This window comes from Streptomyces sp. NBC_00045, assembly GCF_045041095.1.
Taxonomy (GTDB): Bacteria; Actinomycetota; Actinomycetes; order Streptomycetales; family Streptomycetaceae; genus Streptomyces.
The window spans coordinates 3,466,384-3,482,364 of sequence record NZ_CP108271.1 but is presented as its reverse complement, the minus strand read 5'-3'; the positions used below and the strand labels follow the sequence as shown (position 1 = coordinate 3,482,364).

General features: G+C 67.1%; 5 protein-coding genes and 1 pseudogene. 4 read left to right on the top strand and 2 right to left on the bottom strand.

Features of this window, described 5'->3' with window-relative positions:
* Positions 1–45: 45 nt before the first annotated feature.
* From OHA65_RS16135 to OHA65_RS16125, 3 genes and pseudogenes are all read left to right on the top strand, one after another.
* Positions 46–1,008: a replication initiator gene (locus OHA65_RS16135; RefSeq protein WP_405762043.1), complete on the top strand. Its 963-nt coding sequence runs from the start codon at positions 46–48 to the stop codon at positions 1,006–1,008.
* Positions 1,001–1,186: a helix-turn-helix domain-containing protein gene (locus OHA65_RS16130; RefSeq protein WP_405762041.1), complete on the top strand. Its 186-nt coding sequence runs from the start codon at positions 1,001–1,003 to the stop codon at positions 1,184–1,186. Before OHA65_RS16135 ends, OHA65_RS16130 begins: the two co-directional genes overlap by 8 nt.
* Positions 1,183–2,421, top strand: a pseudogene (locus tag OHA65_RS16125) (tyrosine-type recombinase/integrase); the annotation flags it as partial. The gene OHA65_RS16130 and the pseudogene OHA65_RS16125, both read left to right, overlap by 4 nt.
* A 160-nt stretch (positions 2,422–2,581) precedes the next feature.
* Here the strand turns inward: OHA65_RS16125 and OHA65_RS16120 are convergent.
* Both OHA65_RS16120 and OHA65_RS16115 read right to left on the bottom strand, forming a co-directional pair.
* The gene (locus OHA65_RS16120; protein WP_405762039.1) at positions 2,582–2,926 is read right to left on the bottom strand and encodes a DUF5958 family protein; all 345 of its coding nucleotides are present in this window, start codon (positions 2,924–2,926) and stop codon (positions 2,582–2,584) included.
* 51 nt (positions 2,927–2,977) lie between these two features.
* Complete coding sequence (locus OHA65_RS16115; RefSeq protein WP_405762038.1) at positions 2,978–10,339, bottom strand: ricin-type beta-trefoil lectin domain protein; 7,362 nt, start codon at positions 10,337–10,339, stop codon at positions 2,978–2,980.
* A gap of 905 nt (positions 10,340–11,244) precedes the next feature.
* On the opposite strand from OHA65_RS16115, the gene OHA65_RS16110 reads away from it, so the two are divergent.
* On the top strand, positions 11,245–15,636 hold the full coding sequence (locus OHA65_RS16110; RefSeq protein ID WP_405762036.1) for a ricin-type beta-trefoil lectin domain protein: 4,392 nt from the start codon (positions 11,245–11,247) through the stop codon (positions 15,634–15,636).
* The last annotated feature ends 345 nt before the right edge of the window (positions 15,637–15,981 follow it).

Sequence of the window (15,981 nt, the reverse complement as noted above, 5' to 3'; positions counted from 1 at the left end):
ACGTGCTGGGGTGTGTGCGGGCAGAGCAGCTCGCAGGCGATGGCGATGACGCCTTCGACGGGTCTGGTTCACGGTCGGCGCTCCAGTTCCTCCGCCCGCTGCGGGTGCGGGCGCACCCACACCAAGGACGACCCGGCCCTCGGCACCCCACTGGACCCGAACCGATACGACTACAGGGGCGCGGTCCTCTGGAACGCCCACGCACCCGCCCTGTGGGCCCGCTTCATGCTCCGCCTGCGCCGCACCATCGCCGCAGTAGCAGGCATCCCCCAGCGCCTGCTCCTCAGGTACGCCCGGGTCTCCTACGCCAAGGTCGCCGAATACCAGCGGCGTGGACTGATCCACTTCCACGCCGTGATCCGCCTCGACGGCCCGGCGGGCAGCTACACCCCTCCACCCGCCTGGGCCACCCCCGAACTGCTGGCCGACGCCGTCCGGGTCGCAGCCGCTCGCGCGCGCGTCGTCGGTCCGGACATCGACCGGCGAAGCCTCTCCTTCACCTTCGGCAGCGAGATCGACACCAGGATCATCAAGTCTTCCGCGTTCCAGGCAGGCACCACGATCACCGAGGGCAAGGTCGCCGGGTACGTTGCGAAGTACGCCACCAAAAGAACCGAAGGCGCGACCGGCACCCTCGACCACCGCCTCAAGCTGATCGCCGAACTCGGCCAGGAAGACATCCCCGACCACGCCGCAGGTATGATCCGCACCGCCTGGACCCTCGGCGCCCGCCGCGACCTCACGCACCTGCGGCTGCGAACCTGGGCCCACATGCTCGGCTTCCGCGGCCACTTCTCCACCAAGACCCGCACCTACTCCACCACCCTCAGCGCACTGCGCCATGCCCGCGCCGCCTGGCACCACCGCCATACCCCCGCACCCCGACTCAGCACGCTTGTCCTCGCCCGCTGGGCGTTCGACGGCATCGGCCTCACCCCGGACCTCGAACGCCTCGCCGCCCTCGTCGGCGGCCCGGTGCGTCAAGTGGGAGTGACGGCCGGTGCGTGACGACGAACTCCTCACCGTCCCCGAGGCCATGGCCCGCCTCAAGATCGGCCGCTCCGCGCTCTACGACCTTCTGCGTGCTCGCCGCCTGGCCTCGCTGACCATAGGCCGCGCCCGACGCATCCCCGCCAACGCCCTGGACGACTACATCCAGCTGCACCTGGAAGAGGCCGCCCGATGACCGCCCCGAAGCGGAAGACACGCGCCAACGGCGAGGGCACCATCTACCAGCGCAAGGACGGACGCTGGGAAGCTGCCGGCTACGTCCTCGCCGCCGACGCCAGCCGCAAGCGCGTCCGCGTCTACGGGACCACCCGCAGGGACGCGGCCGACAAACTCGCCGAGAAGATCGCAGACAGCAACCGCGGCCTCCCGGTCGCGACAGCCGACAGCACCGTGGGTGTGTACCTGGCGTACTGGCTGAACAGCGTCGCCGTCCACCGGCTCCGCGAGAACACCCACACCCGCTACGCCACCTGCATCCGCCTCTACCTCATGCCGGGGCTGGGAACCAAGAAGCTCGCCCGGCTCACCGCGAAGGACGTGCGGACCTTCGTCGACCGGCTGCGCACAACATGCCAGTGTTGCACCCGGGGGTTGGACGCCGAACAGAAGCGTTGCTGCACGATCGGCCAGTGCTGCGGCAAGCACCTGTCGCCGCTCACCGTGATCTACGTGCACTCGGTCCTCAAGTCCGCCATTGAGCACGCCATCCGTGAGGACGAGCTGCCGCGCAACGTCGCTCGGAACGTCAAGACAGCAGCGTCCCGGCCCCGCCGCTTCACCCCGCTCACGGCAGCCGAAGCACAGCAGCTCCTCCAGGCAGCCGGTGGCGATCGGCTGCATGCTCTCTACGAACTCGCCCTGCGCACCGGACTCCGCAAAGGCGAACTCCTCGGCCTCCACTGGGACGACCTCGACCTCGACGCAGGCACCGCCAGCATCCGCCACTCACTCCAGCGCACCCGCACCGGCGGCCTGACCGCCCTGCCCACCAAAACCCGCGCATCCGAACGACGCATCGCTTTGCCGACCGAGTGCGTCCACTCCCTGAGGAACCACCGGAACCGTCAGGAAGAAGACCGCAACGCGGCCGGGCAGCGCTGGAAGGACAGCGGTCTCGTCTTCACCACTCCGACGGGCGGGCCCTTGGACCCTGCCAACATGAGTCGCCGCTTCGCGGCACTCCTCAGCCGCGCAGGGCTGCGCCGCATCCGCTTCCACGACCTACGCCACTCGACCGCCACCCTGCTCCTGGAGCAAGGCGTCGACCTCGTCGTCATCCAAGAACTTCTCGGTCACGCCCACATCGGCGTCACTGCCGGCGTCTATGCCCACGTCCGACTTCGCCTCCAACGCCAAGCCATCGACACCCTCAACGACGCACTCAGCCCGACCGACGACACCCCTGAAGACCACCTGACACGGCAACCGTCCGCTGACGTTGCCGTCACCGTTGCCGTCAAACGTCTGGGAGCCCCCACCGAGCAGCTGCTCGGTGGGGGCTCCCATATGTACCTACACGGACTCAAGAATTCTCGGCTACGCCTTCGAGCGACACCGGGAATGCTCGCGTCTATGAAAGGTTGTGCCAGGCGTGGCTACAAGACCCCCGACAATCTGTCTCCCTCCGCCGCGTGTCAGCCACCGCGAACGTGGACAACAGGACGCGGAAAGCCTTCAGATACTCATTCGGCGGCAAGCTTGCAATCTTTCCCATTTGTTCGAGGATTGGCTCCCGAACGATGAGAATCGCAGGGGTCATGGTTGCCTTGACCCCTGATCTCGCGAGGCCTTCACGCCCGTCTCCTGCAGTGACGTGCACCTGAATGGAGAAAAGAACGATCTCGCGCAGAACCGAATCCTGTTCCCCTTGGTCCAGCGATGAGAACCAGTCCACCGCCTCGTCCAGGCTGCGCATCCCTTGAGCTACCTCGTTGATGATCCGCTCTGAGGTCCGCAATTAATTCACCTAACCCCTGGGCTCGAACACAACATAGGGCTTACCCCTATCCAACACCGTATAATCTCTTCTAGGGCTGTTCGGATTATAGCTCTGATAGAAGTCCCGGCCGCGTCCACTTCCCTCACCGTCCCCGGTTCCCCGGGGTAGAGAATTCTGGACGCTGTGACGGGACCTAGACGGGCCAGTCAAGATGTAGTCCCAGTCCGAAGTCGGATTGAGGTTCCCGTTCCCCGCTCGACTCCCTACGACAATAATCGGCTGCCCCTGCTTATCTGCAGCATTCTGAATGCGCTTGGCATCGTTTGGACTGATGCCAGCTTCTGATGCCGTCCTAAAGCCTGGACCACACCACCCATTGGAATTGTGCACAAGGACGGGTGTCTGCCCCGCCAGCACATAGTACGTGTGGAGGTCGGCGATGGTCAGGTCGTGCGTGCGCTGGCGCTTGGTGTAGCGCTTGAGGGCTGTTATCTGTACGTGGCTGCCTGCGCTCGTGCGGAGCCAGTCGCCTACCTTGAGGTCGCCGGCGTTGACCCATTCCTTGAGCTCGGGGACCCAGAAGGGGTGGGTGTCTGTGGCGACAATGCTGGCCGGGCCGTCCTCTGTGGCCACGGTGAGGTCGGTGAAGTCCTTGTCGTCTTCGGTCCGAATGGTGTCGAGGACAGTCTTTTTGTAGCTTTCGCCAGTTTCAGGGTCGGTGGCGATGACTTCATCACCGACCTCGACATCCTCGATCTTCTTATGAGACCCGTCCGCCATGAGCGTTTCCGTGCCTGGGGGGAAGGAGTGGCACAATCCACGCTCCAAAGCCTTCCCTTCGCCCGCGGCGCCACCAAATATGAGGCCGGCCGCCTCAGGGATTGTTTCGCCGTCCTCATACGCCGGGTCCGACGTATCGAACCCGATGTCCTCCATCAGGGAGTCGTATGCGCCTTCCGCGCGGACCCCGAAAAGGGACAGCGGATTGGTGAACACGTTGTTCCCGTAGGTGGAGACGAAATATCTTCCTATTCCGGGAATCGTGTTCCGGCTGATCTTGAATTTGCGAGGCGTGACGTTGTACCAATCGCCGTAGCCGATGCCTCCGTATCTGTAGTCCCGCTTGCCCTTCTTCGTCTGTGTTGTCCACGACGACCATTTCCAGCCGCCGTTGCCCTTGTACTCCCAGGTTTCGTGGTGGTCGGTTTCGACGCCGCTGCGATCCGAGTCCGATACGCACCGACTGCTGTTGCCGCCGCACACTCCGTCGGGCCGGAGGCCGGACGGGTCGGACAGGTTGATCGGGTCGTTGTTGCTGTAGGCGTAGCCGTTCCACTGCTGCGGATCGGTCGGGACCAGGAGCGGGTCGGCGCTGATGAATCGGCCGGTCGAGGGCTGGTACTGGCGGGCCCCCAGGTTGGTGAGGCCGGTTGCGGCATCCAGCGTGCCGCCCACGAAGCCCTTGTCGCCGTCCCACGTACCGGGCGCCGGCTGCGCCCCGCGGGGGTTGCCGAACGGGTCCATCGCGCGTCGGGCGACGGCCAAGGTGTCGGACTCGACGGTGAGCTGGCCGCTGCCGTGGTGGTCGGCGAGCTGGATGGACATGGCGGCTGCGCCGACGCGGACCATCGTCAGGCCGCCGGGGATCGGGTAGTACCGCGTTCCCGTCAGGGCCTTGGTCGTGGTGTCGTAGGTGAGCTCGTCCGTGCCGAAGGTGATCGTGTTCTTGCCGGGGTTGCGACGGATCAGCTGGTTGCCGTCGGCGTCGTAGAGGTAGGACGTGGTCTGGTCGGTTGCCGTCCACTTCTGGCCGGCGGGCACCGTGGTGCCGCAGTCGCCGAGGACCAGGTCGGTGCCGTTCGTGCTGACATCACCCGGTACGGCGAGGCAGCGGGTGGCCGCCGCGTTGTACAGGGTGCCGTCGGCGCGCTTGGTCCAGGTCTGGGCGGGGGTGCCGTCGCAGGGCTGGAGCAGGACGGTCGAGCCGGCTGTGGTGCCCGAGGCGGTGAGGCACTTGTTCAGTACCTTCAGCAGCGAGCCGCTCAGGGTGAACTTCTGCCCGCCGTTCGTGTTGCAGGTGTTGATCTGGGCGGGGGTGCCATTGGCGGAGCTTCCGCCCTGGGTTTCCAAGCACTTGCCGCCGATGCCGGTGATCGGGATGGGCGGGGTGTAGCTGGCCAGCTTGCCCTCGGAGTTCCACACCAGGCCCGCGGTGCCGGTCTTCGAGGTGTACGTGCTGGTCGTGTTGCCGACGGCGTCGTAGCGGTTGCTGCCGGACACCGTGGTCGAGGTCCCGACCTTACTGCTGGTGCCGGTCAGCGCGTGAGGGCCCCCGCTGCCGCCTCCGTTGTTGGTCGTGCCGGCGGCCGGGAAGGTCTGGGTGGTGACCGTGTCCTTCGTGGTGTCGCCGGTGAGGTCGTGGGCAGTGAACGTCTTGCGGTTGCCCGTCACGTCGTACGTGTAGTCGTGCCAGTACGGGTTCCCGCCGCCGATCGTGGCCGCGGACGGAGCCGTGCTGGTGCACCAGCCCTGGTCCTGGGTCTGCTTCTCGCTTGCGGCCGGGACGGTGACACCAGCGGTGTCGGTCCAGGCCGTCGTCAGCCGCCCGAGGCTGTCATAGGCGAAGCACTGCCGGTCGGTGGCCGAAGGCGTGTTGTCCGGGACCGTCGTGACGGAGGTGATCCGGCCCGCGTCGTTGTAGGTGTATCCGGTCTGCTGGACGGCACCGTTCAGCGAGGTCTGCTTGTCCAAGTACTGATTGCGCAGCCGCCCTGTCGCCTGGTCGTAATCGGCGGTGACCACGACCTGCGTTGCGTAGGGGTTGACCGTGGAACGGATGACCCTGCCGAAGGCGTCGTAGTTGGTCTGCACGTCGTACGTCGTCGCGCCCGCATACGCGTACATCTGACCGTAGTCGTTGCGCGAGTAGCTCATCTTGTCGAGCGGCAGACCACCCAGCGCGGGAAACTGTGAAGCCTTGAGCTGGCCTGTGAGCTGGTCGTACCCCGCGGTGGTCGTGTAGCTGAACGTGGTGCCGGCAGCCTGGCCGACCTCGGTACCCGGGATGGTCGTGGTGGAGGCGGTGACGCGATAGGCCTCGTCGTACCCCTTCACCGTCGTGGTGTAAGCCTGGCCGGCGCTACCACCGACGTACCTGGTCGACGACGTCGGCTGACCCTTGGCCACGGTGTCGAAGGTCCACCCGACCAGCTGGTTGGCCGCCGTGACGGAACCCTCGTACGTGCCGGTCTTACGTCCGGACAGGTCGTACGTGTAGAGGAGCTTCTTGTTCAGGGCGTCCGTCGTGCTGGTGATGTGCGAGGCGGCGTCGTACTGGGTGGCCGAGGTTCCGGCGTCCGGGTCGACCCGCTGGATCTCCCGTCCTTGGAGGTCGTAGGTGTACTTCCAGGTGTTGCCGGCCGCGTCCTTGCGGGTTTCGGCAGCACCCGCAGGGGTGTAGGTGTAGGCCGTGACCGTGGCGTCGGCGCGGTTGCCGGTGGCCGTCGGGGTGCTGTACTGCCAGACCTCACTGGTCTTGCCCCGGAGATCGGCGAACGTGCTGCTGGGGAAACCGCCCTGTGGCGGGACCACATCGGTGCGGCCCGCGTCCGGATAGCTGGTCGTCGTACGGGACTGTTCGACGCCCAGCGCCCAGGAGGCCGTCACGGTCGGTCGGCCGCGGCCGTCGTATGAGGTCCGGGCTTGTTGCAGGGCGGTGGAGTCGGCCGCCGTGACGAGGGTGCCACCGGGGGCGGCAGAGTTGTCGTACCAGGCGCTGGTGACCAGAGCCGTGCGGCCCTGGGAGTCGACCTTGCTTTCGCTGATGAGCCGGCCCGTGTAGGCCGGGTTCGGCGAGGTGGACTGGGTCTGTCGGCTGCGGCCGAACCCGTCGATCAGGTTGACGACGCTCGTCCGGACCGGCGTGTCGCCGTCCCTGGTCAGCGCCCTCGTCGTCGTGTACGACGGCACACCCGGCGTGTCGGACAGTGAGTAGGCGAAGGCCGTGTTCGCCTCGGGATTGAGCTGCGGGGTCCGGCCCGGCAGCCAGACAGCCGTCAGACGGCCGATGGCGTCGTACGTCTGGGTGGTCACCTTGCCGTTGGGGTCCGTGCTGCTCAGCGCGGTGGTACGGCGGGTACCCATGGTCTGGACCGTGTCCCAGGTGGCACCGGAGACTCCCGGAGCCGGAGCGGAGACAGTGACGGTCTGCGGAAGTTCACCGGCTGAGGCCGGGGTGTACGTGGTGGTCGTGGTGGCGCCGTCGGGGTGCTCGGCGTCGGTGGTGCGAGGGTCGGTCACGGTCGACGTGCGCCCGTAGGCGTCGGACGTGAGGTTGGAGGTGGTGATGTACGAGGCGGTGCCGTCGGTGTTGTAGTGGTCCAGGACCTGGGTACTCGACGGTTCACCGAGCACACCCGCCTGGCCGTAAGCCTTGCCGTCGTACAGGGTTCGCGCACCGGAGACGGTGTTCGTGGCGTCCGGGACGGCCGTACACGCGTTGGCACCCGAGACGATGAGCGTCTCGGAGAGGAGGTCGGTGCGCTGGGCGTCCGGTCCCGTCGCGTACTTGGGACGGGTGCACAGGTCCGGCAGGCCGTCTGCCTGGTTGAGGCTGGTGTCCGGACGATTGTTCTGGGCGGGGTCCGTCTTCGCCGTGGTGGTGCGGGTGCGCCAGCTACCGTCTGCCTTGCGCTCCTGGGCGGTGACCGTCGTCGTGGTGGAGCCGTAGCGGGCCACGAGGTCGGGCAGGCCGCCGCCGACTGTGTGCGTAGCGGTGGTGACTTCGCCCGAGGGGGCATTCACCGTCCGGGCGGTGACGGTGCCGTTCGCCTGGTCGAAGGTCTCGGTCTGGAGGACCGCACCGCTCAGCCAGTCCACGTCGGTGACGTCCCGGCCGAGCGCGTCGGTCAGGTGGACGCTGCGGGTGGTGCCGTCCTTGCGCTTGTCACCGTCCATGCCGGGCCGGTACGTGGTGCGGGACTGCGACCGGGGGCCGTCCGTGCCGCTGCCCACGGTGGAGGCCACGGTGGTGAAGCCGCGGAAGTCGCCCCAGGTGCGGGACTTGGCCTCGGTCAACTCGTTGTCGTCGCGGTGCCAGGCGGCGGGACCGTAGGTGTAGTTGGTGATTTTCGCCGGCGCGTCCGTCGTGGTGTCGTTCTCGGTGATCGACTTGACGGTGTAGTGGTTGAACCAGTCCAGGACCGGATCCGCGTTGACGACCGAACCCGGCGGGGACCACCGGACCGGATAGCAGGCCATGGTGTTGTCATCTTCGGCGGTCGGCATCACGTTGTTGCGTCGCGAGCAGCCGGGCAGGTTGTAGTCCACATTGAGGACACCGCCGGTCTCGGTCTTGATCTGCTGGATGCGCCCGCGGTTCATGATCGGAGGGGCCGGCACCAGGTCCGTGCCATCGACCCGGTTGGGCAGCATGACGGGGGTGAAGGTGACCGGCTTCAGGGGCACTGCCGGAGACTCGGCCTTGCCCGTCCGCAGCACGGAGTCGAGCCAGAGGACCTTCTCGCTGGTGGCGTCCTTCGGGTCCGGGAAGGAGTGCTTGAGCTCGTAGTAGTCGATGTCCTTCCAGGCATTGTTGATGCGGACCTGGGTGGTCACGTCGGCCAGGCGGCGGGTCGTGAAGTAGGTCGGGCTGTAGGTGGTGCAGGTCCCGGTCTGCTTGCACTCTTGGTCGACGGGTACGTCAGGCCAGTTGGTCTTGTTGGCGACGGTGCGGTGGGCCTCGTCGCAGTTGGTCTGCGAGAGACAGCGCTCTGCCGTGTTGAAGCTGACGCGGGCGGCCGGCTCCAGTGTGCCCTTCGCGGCGATCTGCTCGCTGAGGCGCTGCCCGTAGGCGATCTTCTTGACGCTGGTGGCGCGGGTGTATGCCGTACGCGTTCCAGTGCCGGCGTTCTGGGCGCCGCCACGCTCGTACCAGTTGGTCTCGGGAGACCAGGTGTACGAGGTGAGGTTGCCGTTCGGGTCGACGATGTAGTCGAGGGAGAGCCGCTGCCACATCGTGCAGAACGAGGCCGTGCCCTTGGCGCTGTCGTAGCAGGGGTCACCGCTCTTCGGTGAGTAGACCGGAACGCTGGAGACGGAATTGCTCGCAGGGTCGGACTTGTCGCCCCCGGGCAGATGGTTGACACCGAAGTAGAAGACGGTTCCGGAGCTGTCGGTCACCTTCGCGTAGGTGCCGTCCTGGACACCGTTGGCGGCGCCGGAGATGAATTCGACCTTGCTGCCGTCATCCCCCTTCAGACGCCAGGTGCCCGTGGCCGCATCAGTGGTGGCATTGGCCGAACCCTGGTTCTTGTCCCTGACGAGCTGCCCGCTGTGGGAACCTGCCGAGATGGTTGCGTTGAAACCGCCCCAGCACAGGTCGCCGGACTTGTCGATGCCGTTCTTGTCGCACGGCTTGAACGACCGCTCGATATAACCGGGGTTGAAGTCCCAGCCGTCACCGATCCACGATGCCTGCGAGTTCGTAGCGGACGTACGGCCGTCCACCGAAGAGGAGTTGTAGCCCAGAGAGACAGCCGGAGCGGTGCCGCCGAGGGCTGGCGGCATCTCGAAGGGATAGCTGTACGTCATCGAACCGGCCGACGAGCCGGCGACCCAGCCCGAGGAGGAAGCCAGCGGGGTCGCGGCGTACGAGCCGCCACCACCTGAAGGGCCGGTCTCCGCGGCGAGCACCATGGCCTGCGGCGGTGCGGCCGGCGGAACTGCCGAAGCCGACGATGCCGCCTGCCCGGACTGCTTGGCCTGCGGTGTGAGTACGGAGCCACCCGGGGACGGGAGATCCACATCGGCGCTCACACGCCCGGTGACCTTGTCGAAGGCCGTCGTCACGGGCGTGCGCTTGCGGCATTCGGGGAGGTTCGGAGTGACGGACGCGCACGAAGGCAGCGCCACCAGGCGGCCGCGGGAGGCGAACTGCCCGTCCGTGGCCTCCTGAAGTGCGCCCATGTCGAGAGCCACACGGGTGGACACCCCACCGGCTGTCGGGCTGCCGCCCTGCTGGGACACGGTGAGTGTCAGCAGGGTGCCGTTGACACCGGCTGCTTCCGCGGCCCGTGTGCCGCTGCGGACGACCGTGACCGTCGTGTCCGCAGGGCCCTTCCTGCTGGTGGGCGCGATCCACACCGGTAGATCCCCGGCCTTGGCAGGAGCGTCCTCCTGAGCCGCGCTCAGATTCACCGCTCCGGTCTGGGCGGGGCGGGCAGCAGCTGCCCGTTGCGGCTTCACCCGGCTGGGAACCTCGTAGTGCGGTTCGATCTTGCCTGCCGAGCGGCTGGCCGACACGCCCACCGAAGCGGTGTGCGGCAGCGGCGTGTGCGGAGGCTTCCATACCTTGCTGAAGTCGGGCCCGGCCGCCACTGCCTGCCCCACGGGCACAGACAACAGAGACGTCGTCAGGGCTAGAACAACCGGAACAGAGACTCTTATCCGACTTTTTGGACTTTTTCTACGTATGCCAAATGCTGGCATCGCAACTCCCCCCGGAGTGAGCTGAGATGGCCGGGATCTCTGATGATCAACGGCTCAATCGCAGGGAATTTACCTGCAAGAACAGCCTCGGGCCGACTTGGCCTTGAGATTGCCGCGTGTTTCACGTCACTTCCAGACGGTTTGACCGCGATCGCCGCTCGCCCCCAACGTGAGGGCCCATCACTAGCCGTGCAGACTCGGGAAGGGCAAACCAATTGCCACGACAGGAAAGGGCTGTTCGATGTCGGGCGGCCGGGCTCCCCCAGTCGCGGCTGCCGGGCAGGTGCGGAGCGGACCTACCATCCCCCTCAGCCCCGACAACGGCGCCTCGTGGTCGACGCAGGCATCCGTCGGGACCTGTGGTGTTGGAGGAAGTCACCCCGCGCCCTTCGCCGTATGGGCAAGAACTCCTCGGCCTCCATCATGTGGCGCAACACCCCTCCCGGAGCGCCGTCGGGGGCTATTGATCCGCGCCTGCTGGAATGGGCAACTCTCATTTACTGACTTGGGGATAACGATTGCCGATCCCTGTCGGGTTCGGTCCATCTTCGGTCCACGTGGCGTAAGTCGTGGAAGCGAATGCATTGGTCGCCTTGGGGTGGACAACGCAACGGTTTTGACCGGAGGCGGCATCGATCTTGAGGCGGGTGTTCAAGATCACGCTTCGGCTTCGGCCGCCACATCCGACATAAAGGGAATAAGTGGCACCTCGCACGTTGCCGGACAGTCGTGTTCCTGTCAGAGTGCCCCGGATCTCTGTGCGTGATTGTCCAGAGACGCAGATGTAATGGGGGGAGTGCGCAAGCATGTCCAATGTGCCAAGACCCGGCCCGGGAGCCCTGCTGAAGAGGCAGATCACGGACCTGGTGCCGAGCAAGTCAATCCGGCCTATATCGGCCACGGTGGCCCTGGCCCTTTCGACGGCGATGCTGCTGGCCACGCCGTACGCCGCACAGGCGGCCACCCCACAGCCTTCCGACAGCGCCAGCCCCGCCACACCCCAGGCCGTGAGCGGCCCGCCCACCGCACCCGCGCCTTCCAGCCCTGCAGAGAAGGCGCGGGCGGAAGCGGTGAAGACCGGCAAGGACGTGCCGGTCCCCGAGCTCACGACCGAGTTCAACACGACGGTGGTGACCCCGCAGGGGAAGCTGCGCACCGAGCGGAGCCTGCTGCCCGAACGCACGAAGAATAAGCAGGGGCAGTGGCTCGCCTTGGACGACACGTTGACCGCGGGGGCGGACGGCACGGTCGTACCAAAGGCCTCGGCTTCCGCGTTGGTCATCTCTGGGGGCGGTACGGGTCCGCTGGCGACCATGACCACCGAGGACGGCAAGCAACTGTCGGTGTCGTCGCCCTTCCCGGGCGCCCTGCCCAAGCCTGTGCTCAAGGGCAACGGCGCGCTGTTCCAGAACGTGGCCCCTGACACCGACCTTCAGGTGACCGCCACCAAGTGGGGCGGCTACACCACCGTCGTGATCCTGCGCAGCCCCGTCGCGGCCGCCAACCCGGCCGCGCGCGACCTCGTCTTCCCGACCACCGCCAAGGGGCTCGCCCTTGCACGGGGAGAGGACGGCAGCCTCACGGCTGCCAGCGGTCAGGAGGCTACTTTCCGGGCTCCCGAGCCGCTGATGTGGTCCGCCAAGGAGCCCCGCCAGCCGGCGGCTCGCGGTGCCGCGTTCGCCAACCTGGACGCCGCAGTCGAGACGACGGGCTCCGGCCCCGGCGCTGCCTTGAGCAGCGCCCAGGGGCCCGGTGCCAATGCCACCGTGGCGAAGATCCCGGTCACGCGCGCCGAGGTCACCGGCCCGCCCGCCGGTGCCAGCGGCGCCATCGCACTCGCTCCGAGTCCGGATCTGCTCGACGGCGAGAACACCAGCTATCCGATCTACGTGGACCCGTCGTGGTCACCCGATGCCCGTGGCAAGCAGCACCACGCCTGGGTCGGCTCCGCGTGGCCCGGCACGAGCAACTTCGACCGTACGGGCTCCGGCGACCGAGACCACCCGGGCGTGGGTTACCAGGGCTGGGAGACCCAGACCGGTATCGAGCGCGCGTTGTACGAGTTCGACATCAACGGGTACTCCGGCGCGACCATCAACTACGCCAACCTGCGTGTGAGCCAGTACATCTCCGCGGACTGGTCGTGTACGAACAAGTACTCCGTGGACGTCTACCGGGCGCGGGAGTTCGACGGCTCGGTGTCCTGGAGCAACCACGAGATCCGTGAGTGGATCGGCTCCCAGGCTGTGCCCGGCAACGGAAGCTCCGACTGCTACACCGACGTCCCCGTGGACTTCAACGTCACCGGCGCGATGCGTGACGCGATCCGCGACACCGGCAAGCCCCTCGCTTTCGCCCTGCGTGGGCCTGAGGGCTCCGGCAACAAGATCGCTTTCAAGAGGTTCTCGTACAACGCGACCCTGAGCACCGAGTACGACTTCCCGCCCAGGGTTCCGGACAACCCGCACACCGTACTGGCGCCGCGCCGTGTGGTAGCCGGCGATACGCAGTCCTGCGGCAGCGTGGCCGCAGCCCAGTACGGGTGGATCACCACGAGCAACGTCACCCTCGCTTCCACGGTCAGCAGCCCCAACCAGGGCCAGCTCACCGAGTGGGTGGACCTCTGGGACGAGACCGCTCCCGCCCCTTCGCACCAGAACTGGTCCGGCTTCGTCGGAAGCGGCAGCGAGGCGCGCTACACGACGCCGCCTGGCACGCTCCAGGACGGCCACAACTACGCATGGGCCACCCACGGTGACGACGGTCTTCTGCGAGGTCCCTCCAGTACCACCTGCCACTTTGCGGTGGACCTCACCCCGCCGGTCATGCAGTTCGGCCAGTTCACCGACCCGGCCACCCAGTTCCCCCCTGCGGGCAACGGCCAGATCACCAAGCTGGGCCTCGGCGACACCGGCACCATCCCGGTCACGGCCTCCGACGCGAGCCCCGGTACAGGTCTGCGCAGCTCCGGCCTGGCCTGCATCCAGTTCGGCTTCGACCCGCAGCTCGTCGGCGCCACCCAGCAGTGCAACAGCCCGCTCAGCCTCACCGGCATCAGCGTTAAGCCCACCCACTGGGGCACCAACACTGTCTATGCCCGGGTCCTCGACGAGGCCGGCAACGCCTCGCAGACCCTGTCGTACTCCTTCTACGTCCCTTGGAAGGCCGGCCCGGTCGCTTTCGGCGACACCAGCGGCGACGCCCGCCCCGACATCCTGCTCCCCGACAGCGTCGGAAACCTGATCGCGCACGGTCGCGCCAGCGACGGCACGACCGCCAGCATGATCCCCAGCGGCACCACCGCCAGCGCCCTCCAAGGGCCGGAGACGGCGGCCGGCCGGACGTGGAAGGACTACCGGGTTTCCCACCGCGGCTCCCGCGACCCGGGCCGCAATGTGGACGACCTCTTCGTCCACCGTGAGCCGACCTCCATCGGCGGCCTCGGCGGCTCGGACCTCTTCGTCTACGACAACAACCTGAGCAATCCGGGCACCTACGATCTGGGCAACAAGGAGAAGCTCGACAAGCCTGAGTGCAGCACCCTGTACAGCCCTTCTTGTACGGGTTACCACAACGTCACCACCTGGCAGTACTCCAGCCAAATCACCATGACCGGCCCTGCCAAGACCACCCGCACGCCCGGCCGCACCGTCACCGATGCCACCGGAGTGCTCGCGGTGGAATCCGGCAACCTGTGGTTCTACCCCGTGCAGAGCAACAGGCTGCTCGCCGAGCCGACCCTGGTCGACGGCAGCGGTACCTGGGATGACAAGGACCTGATGGTCCCGGGCAACGCTCTGCGCATCGGCGGCACCACCGATAGCGCCCCAGCCCTCTGGGTTCGCAACCGGACCACGGGTGACATCTTCCAGTACGACATGAAGACCACCGCCCGCGAGAACGACGCGCTCATCGCGGTGACCGGCCTGGCCCAGCAGCCGACCGCGAGGATCGGCTACGGCATCAAGGGGTCCGACTACCCGCGGGTGGGCTCCGACGGCGACCTGACCGGCGACGGAATCCCGGACTTCTGGGCGCAGGACACGGCCGGCACCCTGCACGCATGGGCCGGCTCGACGGGCGCTCCCGTCGGGGGGATCAGCACGGTCACCGGCTTCACCGGTTACCACCAGCGCGCCAGCGGGCTCGCCCCGACCCTTGAATGGAGGCTCGACGGCAACACCAAAGTGATCCCGGAGAAGAACGCCGCAGGGGATCCGAACAGCACCACCGAATCGGGTGTCACCTACCCGACGCAACAGGTGGATGGCAAGACCCGCCAGGTCGCCGCCTTCGACGACGCGGTCCACGCGCAGGTCAATGGCCCGGCCAAGGTCGTCGACACCCGGCAGTCCTTCACCATCAGCACCTGGGCGAAGCTCGACAAGCCCGATAGCGTCATCGTCAGCCAGGACGGGGCGCACGCGAGCAACTTCATGCTGTGGGCCGACCCCCAGCACTGGCGCTTTGCCTTGGCACGTGGCGACGACGACAGCTGGATGTACGACCACAACGTCGCCGTTACCCCGGCCAACGTGTTCAAGCCGGGCGTCTGGACGCAGCTCACCGCCACGTACAACGCCACGACAGGAGCGATGAGCCTCTACGTCAACGGCACGCTGGCCTCCAGCGGCTACCACGCCGCGAGCACCAGCCCGGCACCCAGTGGCCAGCTGGTCCTCGGCCGGTACAAGTACCAGAGCAAGCCGGCCTACTGGCTGAAGGGCAGCATCGCGAACCTTTCCGTATACCAGAACCACGTCCCCGCAGTGACGGCGTCCAAGGTCCCGGTCCGTTTTGCCGCGTCGCCGGACATCTGCATGGATGCACCGAACGGCAACTCCGGTAATGGTCAGCGCCCCGAACTCTGGGGCTGCAACGGCTTGGACGCTCAGCAGTTCGACGTCAATGCCAACGGCACCCTGACGCTGAAGGGCCAGTGCATGGCGGCCATCGGAAACCAGACGGCCCCCGGCACGGCCGCGATCTTCTGGCAGTGCCTGGGAGAGGGTGGCCAGCAGTGGCTCCCGCGCGCCGACGGCAGCATCTACAACCCGCAGTCGGATACCTGCCTCGACGTCCCCTGGGCCAACCGCGAGTGGGGCACTCTCTTCCAGCTGTACGGATGCAACGGCACACCGGCTCAGCGCTGGAGCATCCCCACGGTGACCACGGCCAACCTGCCGTTCTCCCCGTAACCCCGCACCGCGAACCAACTCAGAGCGCTCGGCCGAACACCCTGGCCGAGCGCTCTGTGTCTTTGCCGCCAGCGGCAGCTGGGCGGCTAGGAGGCGGGGAGGAGGACGGTGTAGGCGGCTTCGCCGCCTGCAGGTAGTAAGGGCCACTGACTGCGGCCCATGCGCCGGATTTTCCGACCCTGGAGCCCGGGGGCTCCCCGTCGTAGGGACGCGCCGCGTCAGTCGAGGGTGATAGACCCGTCCGGAGTCAGCCGCCGAGGTAGCCGTCGGTGAGGTTGGAGGTGTCTTGGAGGAGCTGGCCGCCGAGGCGGATGCTTGAGGTGCAGCCGTGGGATCCAGACGAGG